Source organism: Pseudomonas sp. PVC-5-1 (assembly GCF_057444345.1).
This window is the reverse complement of the sequence record NZ_CM172024.1, coordinates 1,522,649-1,543,517: the sequence shown is the minus strand read 5'-3', so window position 1 is coordinate 1,543,517 and position 20,869 is coordinate 1,522,649. Positions and strand designations below refer to the sequence as shown.

Sequence of the window (20,869 nt, the reverse complement as noted above, 5' to 3'; positions counted from 1 at the left end):
GCCTGGCCAGTGTCGGGCCATCAATCACCTGGAGCTGAATCGATAATTCTTTATTGCCTGTACCGGCCTCATCGCCGGCAAGCCAGCTCCCACAGGGACAGCGCATGGCTCGAGGCCAACGCGGTCGGTGTGGGAGCTGGCTTGCCGGCGATAGGGCCAGCAGCCTCGCCACAGATTCATCAGGTAGCCGGCCGAATCTCGCGGATCAGCCCCTCGAGGCTGTACCCCAGGCGCGGCGCCAGCGCCTGGGCCCGGGCTTTCAGCCCATCCAGGTCCAGCGTCTGCTCCAGGTCCGCCGGCACCAGCAGGATCACATTGCCCTCCTTCACCGGCAGCTCCCAGTAATGCCGGTGGTACAACCCGCGCAGCAACGCCGCGCCCAGCGGCTTGCCGTCGTCGGTGGCCCACTGGTTGATCACCAGCCAACCACCCGGGTTCAGTTGCTGCTGGCAGTTCTCCAGGAAGTTCCACGCCAGGTGGCCCACCCCCGGCCCATGGTCGGTGTACAGGTCGACGAACAGCAGGTCGGCCTTCTCCGCCGTGGGCAACAGCTCCAGCGCATCGCCGATGCGTACATACAGCCGCGGGTCGTCGTCAAGGCCCAGGTACTCCATGGCCAGGCGCGGTACGTCCGGGCGCAGTTCGATGGCCTCGATGTCGTCCAGCGGCAGGAACTTCATGCAGGCCTGGGTCAGCGTGCCGGCACCCAGGCCGAGAAACAGCGCGCTCTCCGGCTGCTCGTGGCACAGCGCCCCCACCAGCATGGCGCGGGTATAGTCGTACTCAAGCCAGCTGGGGTCGGCCGTGAACACGCAGCTCTGCTCGATCGCATCGCCGAATTCCAGAAAGCGGTAGTCGTCGACTTCATACACGCTGATGACGCCAAAGGCGTCCTGCACCCGTGCCAGTAGCCGCTCTTCCCGTTCCGCCGCCATGCTCACCACCTACCCGCACAAAAACGCGCATTGTCCGCCAACACCCTCGATGCAACAAGCGCAGCGCCAACTGTTACCATGGCCCATAGCCTACAACCGACAAGACCGAGCCCGAGATGAACCAACCGTGGAGCCCCGACAGCTGGCGCGCCCTGCCGATCCAGCAGCAACCGACCTACCCCGATGCCGCGCACCTGCTGAAGGTCGAACAGACCCTGGCCAGCTACCCGCCGCTGGTGTTCGCGGGCGAGGCGCGCGAGCTGCGCCGGCAGTTCGCCGAGGTCACCGAAGGCCGCGCCTTCCTGCTGCAGGGTGGCGACTGCGCCGAGAGCTTCGCCGAGTTCTCGGCGGCGAAAATCCGCGACACCTTCAAGGTGCTGCTGCAGATGGCCATTGTCATGACCTTCGCCGCCGGCTGCCCGGTGGTCAAGGTCGGGCGCATGGCCGGGCAATTCGCCAAGCCGCGCTCATCGGGCGATGAAACCATCGGCGACATCACCCTGCCCGCCTACCGTGGCGACATCGTCAACGGCATCGGCTTCGACGCGAAAAGCCGCATCCCCGACCCGGAACGCCTGCTGCAGGCCTACCACCAGGCCACCGCCAGCCTCAACCTGCTGCGCGCCTTCGCCCAAGGCGGGTTCGCCGACCTGCACCAGGTGCACAAGTGGAACCTGGACTTCATCGCCAACTCGGCGCTGGCCGACAAGTACCACCAGCTGGCCAACCGCATCGACGAAACCCTGGCATTCATGCGCGCCTGCGGCCTGGACAGCGCGCCGCAGCTGCGCGAAACCAGCTTCTTCACCGCCCACGAAGCACTGCTGCTGAACTATGAAGAAGCCTTCGTGCGCCAGGACAGCCTGACCGGCGACTACTACGACTGCTCGGCGCACATGCTGTGGATCGGCGACCGCACCCGCCAGCTGGACGGTGCCCATGTGGAGTTCCTGCGCGGCGTGCACAACCCGATCGGGGTCAAGGTTGGCCCCAGCATGAACCCCGAAGAACTGATCCGCCTGATCGACACGCTGAACCCGGCCAACGACCCCGGGCGCCTGAACCTGATCGTGCGCATGGGTGCCGGCAAGGTCGGCGACCACCTCCCGGGGCTGATTCGCACGGTCGAACGCGAAGGGCGCAAGGTGCTGTGGAGCTCCGACCCGATGCATGGCAACACCATCAAGGCCAGCAGCGGCTACAAGACCCGCGATTTTGCACAGATCCTGGATGAGGTGAAGCAGTTCTTCCAGGTGCACCAGGCCGAGGGCAGCCACGCCGGCGGCATCCACATCGAGATGACCGGGCAGAACGTCACCGAATGCATCGGCGGCGCCCGGCCGATCACCGAGGATGCGCTGTCCGACCGGTACCACACCCACTGCGACCCGCGGATGAATGCCGACCAGTCGCTGGAGTTGGCGTTCCTGATTGCCGAAACCCTCAAGCAGGTGCGGCGCTGAGCAACGCCTGGCGCAACTGACTGCCCTCGGTACGCGGGCAGTTAAGATGCACCTTCTCCAGCCCCAGCCAGCTGGCCAGGCGCAGCAGGTTGCCAGCCAAGGCCTGGTAACCCTCTTTGTCCAGGCCCGCTGCCTCGACATGCACGGCGTGCACTGCCAGTTGCCCCTGGGCGCGCTCGGCGCGCAGGTCCACGCGCGCGCCGATGCGTTCGCGGTACAGGAACGGCAGCACGTAGTAACCGTACACCCGCTTGTGCGCCGGGGTGTAGATTTCCAGGCGGTAGCGGAAGTCGAACAAGCGCTCGGTACGGCTGCGTTCCCAGACCAGTGAATCGAACGGCGACAACAGCGCGCTGGCCTCGATGCGCCGGGGGATGCGCGGCGCGCCGGCGCAGTAGGCAAGCTGCTTCCAACCCTGCACCTCGACCGCTTGCAGGCGGCCATCAGCCACCAGTTCGGCCAGTGCCGCTTTGCCCTGCCCCGGGTCCAGGCGGAAGTAGTCGCGCAGGTCGCGCTCGGTGGCTACGCCCAGGGCGGTGGCGGCGTGTAGCATCAAGCCCTGATGCGCCTCGGTCTCGCTGGGCAGTGGCTGGTCGAGGATCGACCTCGGCAGGACCTTTTCCGGTACATCGTAGAGCCGCTCGAAGCCGCGCCGCCCAGCGACCGTCACCTCCCCTGCGGCGAACAGCCATTCCAGCGCGTGCTTTTCCTCGCTCCAGTCCCACCAAGGGCCAGCCCGCTCTTCGCGGGTGGACAGGCTGCCCGCGCCAAGGGCGCCCTGTTCGCGGACCGCTGCCAGTACCCGAGCGATAACGTCCTGGCGTTCACGGCCAAACTGCGCGAGCTGGCGATAGATGCCACGACCATCGGCGGCCTGGGCCATGCGCCAGCGCAGCAGTGGGTACAGGCTCAGCGGCAGCAGCGAGGCTTCGTGCCCCCAGTACTCGAACAACAGACGTTGGCGGCCACGGCCCCAGGCGAGCTGGTCGAGGGCGGCAGGCGAGTAGCTGCCCAGGCGGGAGAACAGCGGCAGGTAGTGGGAGCGGACCAGGGCGTTGACCGAATCGATCTGCAACACGCCCAGGCGTTGCAGCATGCGTTTGAGTGCCGGCAGGGTCGGCGCCGTTTCCGGCTGTTTGCCGAAACCTTGGGCAGAAAGGGCCAGGCGGCGGGCCTGGTTGATGGACAGCTTGAGGGACAAGCCTGAACTCCTTGTAGTGTTTGACCCGGCCCTTTCGCGGGCAAGCCCGCTCCCGCAATTGTGCAGCACCTGTAGGAGCGGGCTTGCCCGCGAATAGGCCGGTAATCCCACCGACAAACTTAGCCTATTTCCGCAACGGATCATCCCAGAAATGCCGCTCGGCCTCCTGCTGGATATCCGCCCGGCTCAACCCCAGGTCGTGCAGGGTCGCATCACTCAGGCTGGCCAGTTCCTGGCGCTGGCGGTACAGCTGCAGCCATCGCGCAGGGCGCTGCAGGGCGGCATGCCACAGGTGGTTCAGGGAAAAGGCAGGTTGCTGGATGCTGCTGACATGACCTTTCATCGTGAAGCCCTCCGTGTTGATGGCTCCAGTCTCCTGCCAGGCATAAGATCAATCCAACGAATGTTTCTGATGCCATGCATCTCGGAGATTGATGCAATGTCCCAGTACCAGAGCCTCGACGCGGACGTACTGCGCACGTTCGTGGCCATCGCCGAGCAGGGCGGCTTCACCCGCGCCGGCGAGGTGGTCAACCGCACCCAGTCGGCGGTGAGCATGCAGATGAAACGCCTGGAAGAGGACATCCTCCAGCGCCAGCTGTTCGAGCGCGATGGCCGCCAGGTGCGCTTGACCGCCGAGGGCCAGGTGCTGCTCGGCTATGCGCGGCGCATCCTCAAGTTGCATGGGGAAGTGTTCAACACCCTGCGCATGCCGCACATGGTCGGGGTAGTACGCATCGGCACGCCGGACGACTATGCCATGCGCTTTTTGCCGACCATCCTGTCGAGCTTTGCCCAGGCTTACCCGCTGGTGCAGGTGGAGGTGCATTGCGACTCCTCCAAACAACTGATGCTGCGCCAGGACCTGGACCTGACCATCGTCACGCGTGAGCCGGGCAACGAGATTGGCCAGCTGCTGCGCCAGGAACGCCTGGTCTGGGCCGCCGCGGAAGGCTTCTGCCCGCAGGAGCAACGCCCCATGCCGGTAGCCTTGTTCAACACCGACTGCTTCTGCCGGGCCTGGACCTGCAATGCCCTGGAGGCCCAGGGCATCGACTACCGCATCGCCTATACCAGCCCGAGCCTGGCAGCGATCTTTGCCATCGTCACCGCTGGGTTGGCGGTGACCGCACAGTTGCAGAGCCTGATTGGCGGGAATATCCGCATTCTGGGCGAAAACGAAGGGTTGCCGCAGTTACCGGTGGCCAATGTGATGCTGGTGCGCAGTACTCAGAACCCTTCGCCGATTACCGATTGCATGGCCGACTACATTGTCGAAGGGTTCAAGTAACTTGGGGCTGCTGCGCAGCCCATCGCGACACAAGGCCGCTCCTACAAGGGCACGCGATCCCCTGTAGGAGCGGCCTTGTGTCGCGATGGGCCGCAAAGCGGCACCAAAATCTCAAAGCTCGAACCCGAGCATCACCGCACACCCCACCAAAAACACACAGAACATCGCCCGCAACACCTTCTCCGGCAACGCATGGGCCAATTTCACACCCCAACTGATACTCAGCAGGCCGCCCACCGCCAATGGAACCCCCACCCCCCAGTCAACACTGTGGTGCACCCCATAGGTCACCAGGGTTACCAAGGTACTCGGCGCCGCCAGCGCCAGCGACAGCCCCTGCGCCACCACCTGGGTGGTACCGAACACACTGGTCAGAATCGGCGTGGCTACCACAGCCCCACCCACCCCGAACAAGCCGCCCATGGTCCCGGCAAAGCTGCCCAGTACACCCAGCCAAGGCCAGGCATAGCGCAACTCGGCGCTGGGCGGCGTTACCTTCATGAACATCCGCGCAACGTTCCACACCGCCAGGGCCACCAGGAAGCCGACGAAGCCCAGGCGCATGGAATGCGCATCCAGCCCGACCGCCCAGATCGACCCCAGCCAGGCGAACCCGAAGCTGCACAGCGACAGCGGTACCGCATGGCGCAACTCGATGCGGTTACGCTGGTGATAACGCCACAGCGCCAGCAGCACATTGGGCACTACCATCACCAGCGCAGTGCCCTGCGCCAACTGCTGGTCCAGGCCGAACAGCACGCCCAGCGCCGGAATCGCGATCAGCCCGCCGCCAATGCCGAACAGGCCACCCATGGTCCCCAGGGCTGCGCCCAACACGATATACAACAACCACTCGATCATCAGGGGGCCTCATCCGCCTGTACACATAATGCGAGCATGCTATCGATTGCGGGCTGGTGGGGAAACGCACAGCAGCGCACAATGGCTATGCGTATTTCGCAAAAGCAAGGCAGCCATGAGCCCCGATACCCTGACCGACCAGCTAAGCCTGTTCCTCGATGTGCTGGAAACCGGCAGTTTTTCTGCCGCCGCCCGCCGCCACCCGCTGACGCCTTCCGCCGTGGCCCGCCGCATCGACAACCTGGAAAGCGCCGTGGGCAGCCGCCTGTTCACCCGCAGCACCCACGCCGTGCGTGCCACGCCTGCCGGCAACGCCTTTGCCGAACGGGCCAGGCGCATCATCGAGGAACTGCGCCTGGCCCGCGCTGAAGCGGTGTCGCTGAGCAATGCCCCCGAAGGCCTGATCCGCATCGACGCCCCCGCCGCATTCGGCCGCCGTCACCTGGCCCCGGCCATCGCCGATTTCCTGGTCGCCTACCCGGGCCTGGATGTGCAACTGCGCCTGATCGACAGCTTCGTCGACCTGCATGGCAGCCACCTGGGCGAGGTCGACCTGGTGCTGCGCGCCGGCCCCCTGGCCGACACCCGGCTGGTCGCCACGCCATTGGCCTACATGGTGCGCATCGCCTGCGCCAGCCCGGCCTACCTGGCCAGCCGCGGCATGCCCAGCTGCCCCAGCGAGCTGCCAGGGCACGACGGCCTGGACTGGGACGGCCTTGCGCCACCATTCGCCTGGCGTTTCAACGTGGCCGGGCAAACCCGCCTGTACCGCCCCTCACGCATGCGCATGGCCGCCAACAACGCCGAAACCCTGCTGTTCGGTGCGCTCGCAGGCTTAGGCATAGCCCACCTGCCTACTTGGCTGATCAGCGAATACCTGCTGCGCGGCGAGTTGATACCGTTGTTTTGCGACGGCGGCTTGCCCAAAGCGGAAACCAGCGGTATTTACGCACTTCGCCTGGAACATGAAACGAACTCTCGCAGCCGTTTGCTGCTCGAATTTCTCAAGAGCCGCTTCAGCCCGATTCCACCCTGGGACCTGGCCTTGCACAGTGAACTGCGCGAATAAAGCGCGCACTAACGATCCGCGTGCCAGACTTTCCCATTGATTACCTTCAAGGACCTGCATGAACGCCGACACCCAAGCCTCCTGTGACGAGCTGCTGCTGGACAACCAGGTCTGTTTCGCCCTGCACTCCACCTCGTTGCTGATGACCAAGGTCTACAAACCGCTGCTGCAGGCCCTGGGCCTGACCTACCCGCAGTACCTGGCCATGCTCGTGCTCTGGGAGCACGATGGCCTGACCGTAGGCGAGATCAGCCAGCACCTGCTCACCGACCCCGGTTCGCTGACACCGCTGCTCAAGCGTCTGGAGAGCGAAGGCCTGCTGCAGCGCAACCGCAGCCGCGAGGACGAACGGGTGGTACTGGTGCAGCTGACCGACAAGGGCCGCGCCTTGCAGCAGCAGGCCAAAGAAGTGCCGCAGTGCATCCTCAAGGCCAGCGGGCGCAGCCTGGAACAGCTGCAACAACTGCAGGCCGACCTGCTGGCGCTGCGCGAGAACCTGCAGAAAACCCTCTGACAGCTATGCTGTGCGATGGCCGTTCAGATGAACGGTGATGATTTATCTTGCGCACTAACTAATTGCGCGCTAATTTAAATCCCACACCAACCCGCGCCCTCCTCCAGACGGGGAGCGCACAGCACATTAGCGAGGCTCAAGATGCAAAAGGTCACTCCGCTGTACATCGCAGAAGCTACCTCCACCGGTGGGCGCGACGGCAAATCCCGCTCCAGTGACGGCAAGCTGGTAGTCAGCCTGAGCACCCCCAAGGAACTGGGCGGCGCAGGCGGTGACGGCACCAACCCCGAGCAGATGTTCGCCGCCGGTTACTCGGCGTGCTTCATCGGTGCCCTGAAGTTCGTGGCCGGGCAGGAGAAAAAAGCCCTGCCGGCGGACGCCTCGATCACCGCGAAAGTGGGCATTGGCCAGATTCCAGGTGGTTTCGGCCTGGACATCGACCTGCACATCAACCTGCCGGGCCTGGCCCAGGCCGATGCCGAAGGGCTGGTGGAAAAGGCGCACAAGGTGTGCCCGTACTCCAACGCCACCCGCGGCAATGTGGATGTGCGCCTGCACGTGACCGTATAAGGCTTGCAGCCGCTCCTACAAGGGAAGCGTGCCGCGGCCTGGAAGTTTGCAGGCAAGAAAAAACCCGGCCTAGGCCGGGTTTTTTGCGTTTCACAAGAAGGATTACTTCTTGGAACGGCCTTTGAAGCTGTTGTCGCGAGTGTCGATATCGATCCACTCGTCGATCTGGATGAAGTCGGCAACCGAGATCTCGGTACCGTTCTTCAGCTTGGCAGGCTTCATGACCTTGCCCGAGGTGTCGCCACGTGCAGCGTTCTCGGTGTAGACAACCTGGCGGCTGATGGTGGTCGGCAGTTCAACCGATACCAGGCGGCCTTCGAAGAACACGGCTTCGCAGACGTCTTCCATGCCTTCTTCGATGTACGGCAGAACGGCTTCGATGTCCTCGGCGTTCAGTTCGTACATGGTGTAGTCGGTGGTGTCCATGAAGGTGTATTCGTCACCGTTGATGAACGACAGGGTCGCTTCTTTGCGATCCAGGATCACGTCGTCCAGCTTGTCGTCTGCACCGTAGACGGTTTCGGTCTTGTAGCCGGTCAGCAGGTTCTTCAGCTTGGTCTTCATGATCGCGCTGTTACGGCCCGACTTGGTGAACTCAGCTTTTTGAACCAGCCACGGGTCGTTGTCGATCCGCAGGACGGTACCGGGTTTCAGTTCTTTACCAGTTTTCATTACGAAGTATCCGAATCTGGATGGATTTATAAAAATCGAGGCCGCGTATCATAGCGAATTTCGGTAAAAGTGTACTAGCGCTGTGGCAAGGTCCGGCTGAGCGGCCTGTCGCGCTGCCCAAAGCCGGGCATGCTGCTGCAGTTCCGGCCAGTGCTGGCGGGCCGCCTGCCAGGCCTGGCCCATGTCGCGGTCCATGTTCCAGGCACGCCACAAGCCAAGCAGGGCGGCATCGGCATCGTCTGACAACCCGTGTCGATAATGCGCGAGAAACGCTTCGAGCTTTTCCCAATGGGCACTCTCGTCCTGCACGTAGATGTGCCACAGCATCGGCTGCCCGGCCCACTGCGCGCGCACGAACGAGTCTTCGCCGCGCACGGCATTGAAATCACAGCTCCACAGCAACCGGTCGTAGTCGTCCTGGCTGACGAAAGGTAGCACCTGCACGGTCAGCGCCCCTCGCTTGCGCACGCTGCCCACTTGCAGTGTCGCCTCGCCAAGCCACTGGCCGAGCCCCGCGACAACGCGCCCTTGCGGCACCAGCAGGTGGCAAGGTTGCTCGCCTGAGGCCAAGGCATCAAGCCAGTTGCCCAGTTGCGGGTTTTCGTAGGCGAACAGGGAAATCAGCAACGCCCCCGCTTCAGGGTTTACGCCAAGCCCCTGCAAGAAGGCCTGACGTGCGCCTTGCTGGAACGCATCACGCCGCGCCAGCAGCGAGCCCTCGCGCAGCAAGCCACCGGTCTTTTCGGTAAAGCCGGGAAAGAAAAATACCTTGCGCAAGCCATTGGGCTGCGGCGAAGGCAAGCCATGGCAGCCCTCCACCCAGTCCTCGGCACTGAGGTATTCGAGGTTCAACCACAGCGGCGGCGCGGCGCGAGCACGCATTGCCTCTACATAAGCTGCTGGCAACTGGCAGGCGAAGGCACCGATTACCACATCAGCCGGCGCCACCGGCAACCAGGTCACCGGCCACTGGCGCACTTCCACACCGTGTTGCCACTGCTCCGGGGCGGTGGCATCGGCCCCGGGGCACATGGGCGTGAACGCATTGAGGTCATCCACCCACAGCCGCACTGCCAGGCCGTGCTCGGCCACCAGCTGCCGGGCCAGGCGCCAGGTCACGCCTATATCGCCGTAGTTGTCGACGACGCTGCAGAAGATGTCCCAGGTGGCTTTCATGTGCCCTGCCCTCGCCCAGCGGAAAAACCGCGCATTCTGCGCATAAATTGTCGCCGACAAAAGCACCTGCGCGGAAAAATGCCCAGGCGCATGCGACAATGCACCCCGAACACCCTGCCAGGAGGCTGCCATGCCGCGCCACCGTGAACTGAAGATCACCCTCAAGCCGCTGCCGTTGATCGTGTGCGTTGCCCTTGGCCTGTGGCTGGGCGCCGTGGCGATCGCCGCCAGCCTGTGGCTGGCCCTGCAACTGTGGCCACAGCAGGTACAGCCACTGGCCCAAGCCGTGGCCCCCGCCGCGTACCGGCCTGCCGCGCCGCCAGCGCCAGCCCCTGCGGCGGATGCCCAGGCGGAAATGTTCGAACGCTACAAGGACATCCTGCACAAGCAGGAGCTGCAACAGGCCGCCGAGGCCGCCCAGGGCAACCCGCGCAACCTCAACAGCCCCAAGTGCCAGTTCTGGCTGCAGCAGAACCGCACCGCGCCCACCGACAAAAGCCAGGCCAACGTGCTGGAGTTCTGTTACTGACCATGGACAAGCCCAGCCTGCTGGCACAGATCGTCGCCACCCTCGAGCATGACCAGGATGTGCTGACCCGCGCGGCGCAAACCGCGTACGAAGCCGCCACCGCCGAAGAGAACATCGCCGAGAACAAGTACGACACCCTGGGCCTGGAGGCCTCGTACCTGGCCACCGGCCAGGCCCGCCGCAGCGCCGAGATCCGCAAGGCGCTGCTGACCTACCAGCAACTGCTGCTGCGCGATTACGATCCGGCACGCGGGGTGCAGGTGAGCAACCTGGTGACGCTGGAGGATGAAGATGGCGGGCAGCGCCGACTGTTCCTCGGGCCCGAGGCGGCGGGGTTGAAGATTGGCGAGGGGGATGGGCTGGTGACGGTGATTACCCCGCGCTCGCCGCTGGGGCAACAACTGGTCGGCAAGAAGGTTGATGATGAGGTAAACCTGGGGGCACAGGCATTGTTCATTGTTGATGTTGTCTGAACCGGCCCTATCGCCGGCAAGCCAGCTCCCACAGGATTACCACAAGCCCAAATACTGCGGGGTACCTGTGGGAGCTGGCTTGCCGGCGATAGGGCCGCTACAGGCAATACACATCTAAAGGATTTGCAAGGCATCGAACCGCCGCGCCAACCCCTGCTCTTCGAACTGTTCCACCACAAAATCGATAAACGCCCGGGTCTTGCCCGGCAACAGCTTGTGCTCGGCGAAATACAGGCTGATATGCCCATCGTCCACATACCAGTCCGGCAGCACCCGCTGCAGCCGCCCGCCTTCCAGGTACGGCACTGCAAACGGCAGGCTCACCAAGGCAATCCCCAAGCCCTGCTCGGCCACCGCGCAAGCCGCATCCGAATCGCTCATGGTCATCGTCTGGCGCAACTGCAATGGCTGCTGCACCTGCCAACGGCTGGTCAACGGCCATGAACGCACCCGCCCGGTCTGCGGCGAGCGGATCAGGATACCGTCATGCCGTTGCAATACCTGCGGGTCGTCAATCGGCGCGTGCCGGCCCAGGTAAGCCGGCGCCGCCACCAGCACCCGGTGCGCCGGGGTCAGCTTGCGCGCCACCACCCCTGGCGGCAGATCGAAGCCTCCGCCAATCGCCGCATCGAAGCCCTGGCCGATCAGGTCGACCTGGCGGTTGTCGAAATGCCAGTCCGGGGTAATGGCCGGGTAGCGACGCAGGAACTCGGCCAGCAATGGCAACACATACAAGCGCCCGAACACCGTACCCATGCTCACCCGCAACAAACCGGCCGGCTGGCCTTCGCTGCTGGCCAGGTTGGCCACGGCGTACTGGATGGTGCGGAAGCTGTCACTGACCTCCCCCAGAAATCGCTGCCTGGCCTCGGTCAGGGTCAGCTTGCGGGTACTACGCTGGAACAACCGCACCCCCAGGCGCGCTTCCAGCTGGGCAACATGCTTGCCCACGGCAGCCGGGGTAATGCTGAGGCGCCGGGCGGCTTCGGCAAAGCTGCCGACTTCGGCACTGCGGATGAAGCATTCCAACGCGTTGAATGATTCCATGGCCATGATTGGCAACCAAAGGTTTACTCTGCTGATAGTGATTGCCATCTTATCAGCAGGTAATCAAGCGCCGATACTGCGCCCATCCAAGGCATTCCGGCCTGGCTTCCAGCAGGAGATCAGCATGTCCAAGCAACATACCCTCGAAGGCAAAGTAGCCCTGGTACAGGGCGGTTCCCGCGGCATTGGTGCAGCCATCGTGCGACGCCTGGCCCGCGAAGGCGCACAGGTGGCCTTCACCTATGTCAGCTCCGCCGGCCCGGCGCAGGCGCTGGCTGAGGAAATTACCGAAAACGGCGGCAAGGCCCTGGCCCTGCGGGCCGACAGCGCCGACGCGGCGGCCGTGCAACTGGCCGTGGATGACACTGTGAAGGCCTTCGGCCGGCTGGATATCCTGGTCAACAACGCCGGTGTGCTGGCGGTAGCACCGGTGACCGAATTCGACCTGGCCGACTTCGACCACATGCTGGCGGTGAACGTGCGCAGCGTATTCGTCGCCAGCCAGGCCGCTGCGCGCTACATGGGCCACGGTGGGCGCATCATCAACATTGGCAGCACCAATGCCGAGCGCATGCCGTTTGCCGGCGGCGCCCCCTATGCCATGAGCAAATCGGCGCTGGTCGGCCTGACCCGCGGCATGGCCCGTGACCTGGGGCCGAAAGGCATTACCGTGAACAACGTGCAGCCAGGGCCGGTGGACACCGACATGAACCCGGCCAGCGGCGAGTTCGCTGACAGCCTGATCCCACTGATGGCGATCGGGCGCTATGGCGAAGCGGATGAGATTGCCAGCTTCGTGGCTTACCTGGCGGGGCCTGAGGCGGGGTATGTCACTGGGGCCAGCCTGACGGTCGATGGCGGGTTTGCTGCCTGATTGAAGGGTTGCCTGTGCCGGCCTCTTCGCGGGCGCGCCCGCTCCCACAGGTACTGCGCGATGCCTGTGGGAGCGGGCATGCCCGCGAAGAGGCCGGCACAGGCTCTGCCGCACAATGCATTGATGTAAGGCCCGACACTTTCCGATAATCCCCCTTTGATCCTGCCCGCCACGAGAACTGCATGAACGCCCCCACTCTCAGCCGTGCCCTGATTCTGCTGATGGCCACCGCCACCGGCCTGGCCGTGGCCAGCAACTACTATGCGCAACCGCTACTGCACAGCATCGCCCAGCAGTTCGGCCTGAGCACCGCCAGTGCCGGCAGCATCGTCATTGCCGCGCAACTGAGCTACGGCGCCGGCCTGTTGCTGCTGGCGCCGCTGGGCGACCTGTTCGAGCAGCGCCGGCTGATCACCGTGATGACTGCCATTTCCACCCTTGGCCTGGTCATCAGCGCCTGCGCACCGAACCTTCCCTGGCTGATCCTTGGCACGGCGCTGACCGGGCTGTTCTCGGTGGTGGCGCAGATCCTCGTGCCCATGGCCGCGACCCTCAGCGAGCCACACCAGCGCGGGCGGGCGGTCGGCACCTTGATGAGCGGATTGCTGCTGGGCATCCTGCTGGCGCGCACCGCCGCCGGGTTCATGGCCGAACTGGGTGGCTGGCGCAGCATCTACGTGCTGGCCGCGGTGCTGATGGCCATCACCGCCGTGGCGCTGTACCGCAGCCTGCCACAACACCACAGCCATGCCGGGCTGAAATACCCAGCGCTGATCGGCTCGGTGTTCCGCCTGTTCCTCGAAGAACCGGTGCTGCGCCTGCGTTCTCTGCTCGGCCTGCTGGCATTCAGCCTGTTCGCCCTGTTCTGGACGCCACTGGCGTTCCTGCTGGCGAAAGGCCCGTATCACTATTCGGACGCGGTGATAGGCCTGTTCGGCCTGGCCGGTGCAGCGGGTGCACTGTCGGCCAATTGGGCGGGGCGCCTGGCCGACCGTGGCAAGGGTTCGCTGGGCACCACCGTGGGCCTGGTGGTATTGCTGCTGTCGTGGGTGCCGCTGGGCTTCGCCGAGCAGTCGTTGCTGGCCTTGCTGCTGGGCGTGCTGATGCTCGACCTGGCAGTGCAACTGGTGCACGTGAGCAACCAGAATGCGGTAATTGCCCTGCGACCCGAGGCGCGCACGCGGCTGAATGCCGGGTATATCACCTGCTACTTCATTGGCGGGGCCTTGGGATCGCTGCTGGGCACGCAGCTGTTCCAACGCCAGGGCTGGATGGGGATTGTGCTGGCCGGGTTGGTGATTGGCGGGCTGGCGTTGCTGGCGTGGGGTTTGGCCGAGCGCAAGCGCAAGAACGCTTTGCAGATCGCCTGAAGCCCATTGACCTGAGCGACAATGCACCGCACGACCCTCCGTCGCATGGCCGTTGACTTGCCTGCCCGGGCAGCGCTCAGTAGGCGCTGGTCAATGCCCTTTCCCTGACAGGACGACGTTATGACAAGACTCACGGTGCAATCCGGCGATTTCTTGCAAGGTGAAGGCGAGTATCGCAATGGATCGCTCACACTCAAGACCCCGCGCAGCCCTTCCCCGGGCGAGCGGATTTCCCTGGCACGCATCAGCGACCTGCGGCTGGCCAGCCTGGAATCCAGCCGCAGCCTGGGCAGTGCCCTGGGCTGGGGCGTGGCCGGGGCCCTGGTGGCCGGGCCGGTGGGGTTGCTGGCCGGGCTGTGGCTGGGTGGCAAGGAAGAGGAAGCCACCTTCCTGGCCACTTTCAAGGACGGGCGCAAGCTCATGGCCATTACCGATGGCAAGACCTGGTCGAAGATCGACGACAACTGGAAGCGGCACAGGCGGCCGGCCAGCAAAGGCTGACGGGATATCGCAGGGTCCGGATCGTTTTATGTTGAAGGCGGCTGTAAGATGCCGCCTTTTTTCATGGCCTGTACTGGCCTCTTCGCGGGCTCGCCCGCTCCCACAGGAACAGCGCTGCGCTTGAGTGTGGTGCAGTCCCTGTGGGAGCGGGTTCACCCGCGAAGAGGCCGGCGCAGGTGTCGCGCATCCAGGAGCCCCACCGCATGCCCCCGCGTCACCCCCGCCTGCCCCTGAGCCTGCTCAGCCTGGGCCTGGCCCTGCATTGCCCCCATGTGCTTGCCGAAGACAGCGTGCTACTGGCTCCGCTGCAGGTCTCCGATACCTACACCAACGACGGCTATCAGGCACGCCAGGCAGCAGTAGGCGGCTTCCAGCCCGCGCCCCTGCTCGACACCCCGGCCTCGATCAGCGTGTTCAGCCAGCAACTGCTGGAAGACCGCCAGGTACGCCAGCTCAGCGAAGTGCTGCAAAGCGACGCCTCGGTGGGCGAAAGCTACGCCCCCATCGGCTACTACGAAAACTTCAACGTGCGCGGCTTCGAGCTGAATGCCGCCAGCAGCTACCGAATCAATGGCCAGACCATCGCCGGTGAGCAGAACGTGGCCCTGGAAAACAAGCAGCAGGTGGAGTTGCTCAAGGGCCTGTCCGGGCTGCAGAGCGGCGTATCGGAGCCGGGCGGCCTGATCAACTACGTGACCAAGCGCGCCGAAGACGTGCGCAGCGTCACGGTGTCGACCAACGAACAAGGCGAGCGCTACCTGGCCACCGACCTGGGTGGCTGGTTCGGCAGCGAGCGGCAGTTCGGCCTGCGGGCCAACCTGGCTCATGAAGACATCCGCTCCTACGTCGACCACGCCGACGGCAAGCGCGACTTCGCCTCGCTGGCCTTCGACTGGCAGATCAACCCGGATGCCACCCTGCAGCTGGATGCCGAATACCAGCACCGTGAACAACGCTCGGTGCCGGGTTACCAGTTGCTCGGTGGCAGCGAAGTACCCCATGGCATCGACCCGGACGACCGCCTGGCCTACCAGCACTGGGCCAAGCCGGTGCAGAACGATTCGCTGAACCTGGGCGGGCGCTTCGAGTACCGTTTCAACGAAGCCTGGACCGGGACTTTGAGCGCCTCGCGCAGCAAGGTGGTGATCGATGACTACAGCTCGTTTGCCTGGGGCTCGAGCGAAGGCGCGTTCTTCGGCAGCAACGGCGACTACGACATCTACGACTTCCGCAGCCCGGACGACACCCGCCGTACCGATGAGGCGCAGGCCATGCTCAACGGGCGTTTCGATGCGCTGGGCGTGGGGCATGAGTTGACCGTGGGCACGAGTGCGCAGCGGCGCACGCTGGATCAGCGCCCCAGCTATATGGAATGGGTAGGTACAGGCAATATCCACACCGGTGCACCGGCCTTCGATCCATCCGACAAGCCCATCAGGTCTAGCGAACGTCGCCTGGACAGCCGCCAGTACGGGTTGTTCGTGAGCGATCGCATCAGCTTCAACGAGCAATGGCAGACCGTACTGGGTGCCCGGGAAGTACGCCTGGACGAGAAAACCTGGAATGAGGACGGCGTTGCCGGCCGCCATACCCGGCAGTACGAACTGCTGCCCAACGCCGCGCTCATCTACAAGCCGCAGCCGGATACCACGGTATATGCCAGCTATTCCAAAGGCCTGTCGGCAGGCGGTACTGCACCCTGGTTCGCCGAGAACAGCTTCGAAATCCTCGCGCCAACGACCTCGCACCAGCTGGAACTGGGCCTAAAGCACGACTGGCAAGGCCTGAGCTTCAGCGCCGCACTGTTCCAGATACGCCAGGCATACCAATACGCGCGCCCGGACGGAGCCGGCACTTTTACCTATGTGCAACAAGGCCAGCAGAAGAACACCGGCCTGGAACTGGGCGCCAGCGGCTGGGTGACCTCGAACCTGCAGGTACAGGCCAGCGCTGCGGCGATTCGGGCGCGGGTGCAGAACAGCGATACCGATGCCTATGAGGGCCACCAGGCGATCAACGTGCCCAGGTTCCGGGCGGCGTTGCAGGCGGAATACACCCTGCCGGTACCGGGGTTGGCACTGCTGGGCGGGGCGCGCTACAGCGCCAGCAAATATGCGAGCCAGGCGGGGAATGTGGAAGTTGGTGGGTATACGGTGTTCGATGTGGGTAGCCGCTACCGTACGCGCATCGGGGGGTATGACACGGTGCTGCGGCTGACTGTGGATAACGTGTTCGACAAGCGTTATTGGCGTGATGTGGGGGATTACCTGGGGGATAACTACCTGTTCCAGGGGGCGCCGCGGACGGCTCGGCTTTCGGCTTCGGTCACCTTCTAGAATTTTGGGGGTGCTTTGCACCCCTTTCGCCGGCAAGCCAGCTCCCACCTCGACCGCATTGACCTTAAGCCATGCGCAACCCCTGTGGGAGCTGGCTTGCCGGCGATTGGGCCGCAAAGCGGCCCCAAATGGCGTGAAAACAAAAAGCCCCCGGCTTTTCAGCTCGGGGGCTCTTCGCAGAATGTGGCGGTGAAGAAGGGATTTGAACCCTTGATACGATTTCTCGTATACACACTTTCCAGGCGTGCTCCTTCGACCACTCGGACACTTCACCGTTTCTCTTCAAGCCTTGCAGCCTGTCGAGGTGCGCTAATTTAGTGAAAGACTTTCCCTTTGGCAAGCATTTTTTTCAATTTTTTCATGCATTTGCACTTGAGCCCCGGCGAACGCTGACCGACCAGTCAGCCTTACTGCTTTACCTCGCCCCTGGCGCTGGGTAACGTCGTCGCCACGCCAACAAAAGGACTCTGCCATGAGCGAGCTGATTACCTACCACGCCGAAGACGGCATCGTCACCCTGACCCTGAACAACGGCAAGGTCAACGCCATCTCGCCAGACGTCATTGCCGCCTTCAACGCCGCGCTCGACCGCGCCACCGAAGAGCGCGCGGTTGTGATCATCACCGGGCAGCCCGGCATCCTGTCTGGCGGCTACGACCTCAAGGTGATGACCAGCGGCCCCAAGGAGGCGATCAGCCTGGTCACCGCCGGCTCCACCCTCGCCCGCCGCCTGCTGTCGCACCCGTTCCCGGTAGTGGTCGCCTGCCCGGGCAACGCCGTGGCCAAGGGCGCCTTCCTGCTGCTGTCGGGGGACTATCGCATTGGCGTCGAAGGGCCGTACAAGGTGTGCCTGAACGAAGTGCAGATCGGCATGACCATGCACCATGCCGGTATCGAACTGGCCCGCGACCGCCTGCGCCGCTCGGCCTTCCACCGCTCGGTGATCAATGCCGAGGTGTTTGACCCGCAGGGCGCGGTGGATGCCGGCTTCCTCGACAAGGTGGTGCCGGCCGAGCAGTTGCAGGATGCAGCACTGGAGAAAGCGCGGGAGCTGAAGAAGCTGAACATGCTGGCGCACAAGAACACCAAGCTGAAGGTGCGCAAAGGGCTGCTGGAAGCGTTGGACAGGGCGATCGAGCTGGACCAGCAGCATATGGGCTAGCCGGGCCGGCCTCTTCGCGGGCTTGCCCGCTCCCACAGGGACAGCGCCAGAGCCGAGGGCAACGCAGTACCTGTGTGCGGGCAAGCCCGCGAAGAGGCTGCAACAGGCTTGCACCAGGGTTTGCCCCGACCAGTGCACATCCGTACACTGCCCGGCGACTGTCTGGTGTGAGTCGTACCATGCTTTATTCATTGCGCATGTTCCTGCTGGCGCTGCATTTCCTTGTGGTTGGGGCCCTGGGCCTGGTCATTGGCCTGTGCCGCCCCTTCAACCCCGACAACAGCCGCGTGTTCGCCCGCCTCTACAGCCTGCCGGCCACCTGGCTGATGCGCATCAGGGTCAAGGCCGAAGTCGGCCCGCTGTGGGACCAGCCGCCAGGCTGCGTGATCGTCGCCAACCACCAGTCCAACTTCGACCTGTTCGTGCTGGGCCAGGTGGTGCCGCAGCGCACCGTCGCCATCGGCAAGAAAAGCCTGGGCTGGATCCCGCTGTTCGGCCAGCTGTTCTGGCTGGGTGGCAACGTGCTGGTCGACCGCAAGAATGCCTACCAGGCACGCAAGGCCATGCAGAAGACCACCCGGGTACTGCAGGACGACACCTCGATCTGGATTTTCCCCGAAGGCACGCGCAATCCCGGCGAGCACCTGCTGGCCTTCAAGAAGGGCGCGTTTCACATGGCCATCGAGGCCGGAGTGCCGATCGTGCCGGTATGCGTCAGCCGCTATGCCGGGCGCCTCAGCCTGAACAGCTGGCGCCAGCGCACGGTGATCGTGCGCTCGCTGCCACCGATCGCCACGGCGGGCATGACCCTGCAGGACCTGCCGGCGCTGATCGAACAGTGCCGCGGGCAGATGCAGCAATGCATTGACCGCATGGAAGGGGAACTGGCCAAGAGCTAGGTTGCTCTTGAGCCCACTACAGCCCAAGCTGTAACCCGTGTCCAACCGGAATAAGCGAACAACCATGGGTCGAGTCGTGGCATCGGCGGTATACAGCGCCGGCAGAAAGGTCACCAACATCAGCATCGACGAAGGCAGCGAATGGGCACGCAAGCCAGGGCATTTTGTGTGGATTGGCCTGGAAGAGCCCAACGCTGAGGAGCTGGCCAACCTGCAATGCCAGTTCAATTTGCACGAACTGGCCATCGAAGACGCCCTGGAAAAGCACAGCCGGCCCAAGCTGGAAACTTTCGGCGACGCCCTGTTCATCGTCACCTATTCGCCGGTGCGCCACGAAGGCAAGCTGGAGTTCATCGAAACCCACATCTTCGCCGGCAACGGCTACATCATCACCTGCCGCAACGGCCACTCCAAATCCTATGCCCTGGTGCGCCAACGCTGCGAGGCGCGGCCGTTGCTGCTGGAGCACGGCGAAGACTTCGTGCTGTACGCCCTGCTCGACTTCGTCACCGAGAACTACCAGCCGGTCAGCGAGGCCATTCATGGCGAGATCGAAGAGCTGGAGCAGAGCGTGCTTGGCGGTTCGCTGCAAGAAGACGATATCCGCCGCTTGCACAGCCTGCGCCGCGACATCCTGCGCCTGCGCCGCTACGTGGCACCGATGGTGGAAGTGAGCGAGGAACTGCAGCGCTTGAGCTTCCCGTTCATCGACAAGAACATGCGCCCGTACTTCCGTGACGTGCAAATCCACGTGACGCGGCAGATGGAAGACCTGGCCGGTATCCGTGACATCGCCAGCCAGACCATCGAGATCGGCATGCTGCTGGAGTCGTCACGGCAGAGCATCGTGCAGCGCAAGTTTGCAGCCTGGGCGGCGATCCTGGCGTTCCCCACGGCAATTGCCGGGGTTTACGGGATGAACTTCCAGAACATGCCGGAGTTGGGGTGGCACTATGGGTACTTCGGGGTACTGGGGGTAATCGGGTTGGGCTGTACCGCGTTGTATGCCAGCTTCAAGAAGTCTGGCTGGCTCTGAGATTGTCGGGGCCGCTGTGCGGCCCTTTCGCCGGCAAGCCAGCTCCCACAAGGGCCGCACAAGTCTCAGGCCTGTGATGACCCTGTGGGAGCTGGCTTGCCGGCGATTGGGCTGCACAGCAGCCCCCAGCCATCACGCTGCGGTATCTTTGCTCACCGGCTGCTGGATAAACCGCAACATCCACTCCCCCACCAGGTCGCCCTGGTGCTCGGTGGCCAGGCTGGCCACGGCCTTGTGGTACACCTCATCACCCAGATACTCCTGGCGCGCATCGAGCAGCGCGCGAGAGTAGTCGTGGACGAACTCGGGGTGCCCCTGGAAGCACAGCACCTGGTCACGAATGTGGTACGCAGCGTTCGGGCAGAAATCGCTGGAGGCGATCACCGTGGCGCCTTCCGGCAGCTCGGTCACCTGGTCCTGGTGGCTGATCAGCAAGGTCAGCTCCGACACCTCCGGGTCCATCCACGGCGCATGGGCCGCCAGCGAATAGCGGTGGATACCCACGCCCCAGCCCTGCTCGGCACGCTCGGCCTTGCCACCCAGGGTCAACGCCAGCAACTGGTGGCCGAAACATACACCCAGCAACTTCTCGCCACGCTCGTACAGCTTCAGCAGGTAGGCCTTGAGGGTCTGGATCCACGGGTCGGTACCAAACGAGTCGGCCTTGCTGCCCGTCACCAGATAGGCATCGAACACTTCGTTGTCGGCGGGGTAATCGCCGTTCATCACGTTGTACACACGAAATTCGGCGGCGATCGGCTGACGCGAGAAGAGCTGCTCGAACATCCTGCCGTAGCCCTGGTACTGCGCGGTCAACTCCGGTCGCAGGACATCGGTTTCAAGGATGCAGATGCGTAACGACATAGGGATAGTCCTGAACGACATGGGTG

General features: G+C 64.0%; 22 protein-coding genes and 1 tRNA gene. 14 read left to right on the top strand and 9 right to left on the bottom strand.

The window, feature by feature from the left end; translation table 11 throughout:
- Positions 1-179: 179 nt before the first annotated feature.
- Complete coding sequence (locus tag AC2T3R_RS07075; protein WP_015269377.1) at positions 180-935, bottom strand: spermidine synthase; 756 nt, start codon at positions 933-935, stop codon at positions 180-182.
- Between the two features lie 116 nt (positions 936-1,051).
- Here AC2T3R_RS07075 and AC2T3R_RS07070 point away from each other — a divergent pair, with 116 nt between their 5' ends.
- Positions 1,052-2,398: a class II 3-deoxy-7-phosphoheptulonate synthase gene (locus AC2T3R_RS07070; RefSeq protein WP_003247094.1), complete on the top strand. Its 1,347-nt coding sequence runs from the start codon at positions 1,052-1,054 to the stop codon at positions 2,396-2,398.
- Here AC2T3R_RS07070 and AC2T3R_RS07065 read toward each other — a convergent pair.
- A complete protein-coding gene (locus AC2T3R_RS07065) occupies positions 2,379-3,599 on the bottom strand; it encodes a winged helix-turn-helix domain-containing protein (RefSeq protein ID WP_410953654.1) in 1,221 nt (406 codons plus the stop codon). The genes AC2T3R_RS07070 and AC2T3R_RS07065 overlap by 20 nt on opposite strands.
- Before the next feature lie 124 nt (positions 3,600-3,723).
- Positions 3,724-3,942: a DUF1127 domain-containing protein gene (locus tag AC2T3R_RS07060; RefSeq protein ID WP_013971536.1), complete on the bottom strand. Its 219-nt coding sequence runs from the start codon at positions 3,940-3,942 to the stop codon at positions 3,724-3,726.
- A 96-nt stretch (positions 3,943-4,038) separates the two neighbouring features.
- Here AC2T3R_RS07060 and AC2T3R_RS07055 point away from each other — a divergent pair, with 96 nt between their 5' ends.
- Entirely contained in the window at positions 4,039-4,890 is an 852-nt protein-coding gene (locus tag AC2T3R_RS07055) for a LysR substrate-binding domain-containing protein (protein ID WP_015269374.1), read from the top strand.
- 111 nt (positions 4,891-5,001) lie between these two features.
- On the opposite strand, the gene AC2T3R_RS07050 is transcribed toward AC2T3R_RS07055, so the two are convergent.
- Positions 5,002-5,751 (bottom strand): sulfite exporter TauE/SafE family protein, encoded by a 750-nt coding sequence (locus AC2T3R_RS07050; protein ID WP_285690187.1) that lies wholly within the window; start codon positions 5,749-5,751, stop codon positions 5,002-5,004.
- A 115-nt stretch (positions 5,752-5,866) separates the two neighbouring features.
- On the opposite strand from AC2T3R_RS07050, the gene AC2T3R_RS07045 reads away from it, so the two are divergent.
- The 3 genes from AC2T3R_RS07045 to AC2T3R_RS07035 all read left to right on the top strand — a co-directional run bounded on the left by AC2T3R_RS07045 (position 5,867) and on the right by AC2T3R_RS07035 (position 7,904).
- On the top strand, positions 5,867-6,820 hold the full coding sequence (locus tag AC2T3R_RS07045; protein ID WP_486744832.1) for a LysR family transcriptional regulator: 954 nt from the start codon (positions 5,867-5,869) through the stop codon (positions 6,818-6,820).
- 58 nt (positions 6,821-6,878) lie between these two features.
- Positions 6,879-7,334, top strand: a complete 456-nt coding sequence (locus AC2T3R_RS07040) for a MarR family winged helix-turn-helix transcriptional regulator (protein ID WP_003260416.1) — start codon at positions 6,879-6,881, stop codon at positions 7,332-7,334.
- A gap of 141 nt (positions 7,335-7,475) precedes the next feature.
- The gene (locus AC2T3R_RS07035) at positions 7,476-7,904 is read left to right on the top strand and encodes an organic hydroperoxide resistance protein (RefSeq protein ID WP_013971531.1); all 429 of its coding nucleotides are present in this window, start codon (positions 7,476-7,478) and stop codon (positions 7,902-7,904) included.
- 102 nt (positions 7,905-8,006) lie between these two features.
- Here the strand turns inward: AC2T3R_RS07035 and efp are convergent, their stop codons facing one another.
- Together efp and earP are read right to left on the bottom strand one after the other, a co-directional pair.
- Positions 8,007-8,576, bottom strand: a complete 570-nt coding sequence (efp, locus tag AC2T3R_RS07030; protein WP_013971530.1) for an elongation factor P — start codon at positions 8,574-8,576, stop codon at positions 8,007-8,009.
- A 48-nt stretch (positions 8,577-8,624) separates the two neighbouring features.
- Positions 8,625-9,752 (bottom strand): elongation factor P maturation arginine rhamnosyltransferase EarP, encoded by a 1,128-nt coding sequence (gene earP, locus AC2T3R_RS07025; protein ID WP_486744831.1) that lies wholly within the window; start codon positions 9,750-9,752, stop codon positions 8,625-8,627.
- Positions 9,753-9,882: 130 nt separating this feature from the next.
- Between earP and AC2T3R_RS07020 the strand changes: the two genes are divergently transcribed.
- Together AC2T3R_RS07020 and AC2T3R_RS07015 are read left to right on the top strand one after the other, a co-directional pair.
- The gene (locus tag AC2T3R_RS07020) at positions 9,883-10,281 is read left to right on the top strand and encodes a hypothetical protein (protein WP_410953656.1); all 399 of its coding nucleotides are present in this window, start codon (positions 9,883-9,885) and stop codon (positions 10,279-10,281) included.
- 2 nt (positions 10,282-10,283) lie between these two features.
- Positions 10,284-10,754 (top strand): GreA/GreB family elongation factor, encoded by a 471-nt coding sequence (locus tag AC2T3R_RS07015; RefSeq protein ID WP_410953657.1) that lies wholly within the window; start codon positions 10,284-10,286, stop codon positions 10,752-10,754.
- A 114-nt stretch (positions 10,755-10,868) separates the two neighbouring features.
- Here AC2T3R_RS07015 and AC2T3R_RS07010 read toward each other — a convergent pair whose 3' ends face one another.
- On the bottom strand, positions 10,869-11,807 hold the full coding sequence (locus tag AC2T3R_RS07010) for a LysR family transcriptional regulator (protein ID WP_486744830.1): 939 nt from the start codon (positions 11,805-11,807) through the stop codon (positions 10,869-10,871).
- A 118-nt stretch (positions 11,808-11,925) separates the two neighbouring features.
- Between AC2T3R_RS07010 and AC2T3R_RS07005 the strand changes: the two genes are divergently transcribed.
- The 4 genes from AC2T3R_RS07005 to AC2T3R_RS06990 all read left to right on the top strand — a co-directional run bounded on the left by AC2T3R_RS07005 (position 11,926) and on the right by AC2T3R_RS06990 (position 16,882).
- A complete protein-coding gene (locus AC2T3R_RS07005) occupies positions 11,926-12,675 on the top strand; it encodes a 3-oxoacyl-ACP reductase family protein (protein ID WP_410953658.1) in 750 nt (249 codons plus the stop codon).
- Between the two features lie 182 nt (positions 12,676-12,857).
- A complete protein-coding gene (locus AC2T3R_RS07000; RefSeq protein WP_486744829.1) occupies positions 12,858-14,045 on the top strand; it encodes an MFS transporter in 1,188 nt (395 codons plus the stop codon).
- A 120-nt stretch (positions 14,046-14,165) separates the two neighbouring features.
- Positions 14,166-14,546, top strand: a complete 381-nt coding sequence (locus tag AC2T3R_RS06995; RefSeq protein ID WP_410951955.1) for a hypothetical protein — start codon at positions 14,166-14,168, stop codon at positions 14,544-14,546.
- Positions 14,547-14,749: 203 nt separating this feature from the next.
- Positions 14,750-16,882 carry a TonB-dependent siderophore receptor gene (locus AC2T3R_RS06990; RefSeq protein ID WP_486744828.1) on the top strand — a complete coding sequence of 711 codons (2,133 nt, stop codon included), beginning with the start codon at positions 14,750-14,752 and terminating at the stop codon, positions 16,880-16,882.
- A gap of 184 nt (positions 16,883-17,066) precedes the next feature.
- Here AC2T3R_RS06990 and AC2T3R_RS06985 read toward each other — a convergent pair.
- Positions 17,067-17,156: transfer RNA gene (locus AC2T3R_RS06985), tRNA-Ser, on the bottom strand.
- A 198-nt stretch (positions 17,157-17,354) separates the two neighbouring features.
- Between AC2T3R_RS06985 and AC2T3R_RS06980 the strand changes: the two genes are divergently transcribed.
- The 3 genes from AC2T3R_RS06980 to AC2T3R_RS06970 all read left to right on the top strand — a co-directional run bounded on the left by AC2T3R_RS06980 (position 17,355) and on the right by AC2T3R_RS06970 (position 19,979).
- Positions 17,355-18,044, top strand: a complete 690-nt coding sequence (locus AC2T3R_RS06980; RefSeq protein WP_410951957.1) for a crotonase/enoyl-CoA hydratase family protein — start codon at positions 17,355-17,357, stop codon at positions 18,042-18,044.
- A gap of 179 nt (positions 18,045-18,223) precedes the next feature.
- Entirely contained in the window at positions 18,224-18,943 is a 720-nt protein-coding gene (locus AC2T3R_RS06975) for a lysophospholipid acyltransferase family protein (RefSeq protein WP_003260398.1), read from the top strand.
- 64 nt (positions 18,944-19,007) lie between these two features.
- Positions 19,008-19,979: a magnesium and cobalt transport protein CorA gene (locus AC2T3R_RS06970; RefSeq protein WP_015269363.1), complete on the top strand. Its 972-nt coding sequence runs from the start codon at positions 19,008-19,010 to the stop codon at positions 19,977-19,979.
- Between the two features lie 132 nt (positions 19,980-20,111).
- Here AC2T3R_RS06970 and AC2T3R_RS06965 read toward each other — a convergent pair whose 3' ends face one another.
- On the bottom strand, positions 20,112-20,843 hold the full coding sequence (locus AC2T3R_RS06965; RefSeq protein WP_015269362.1) for an amidotransferase: 732 nt from the start codon (positions 20,841-20,843) through the stop codon (positions 20,112-20,114).
- Positions 20,844-20,869 lie beyond the last annotated feature (26 nt).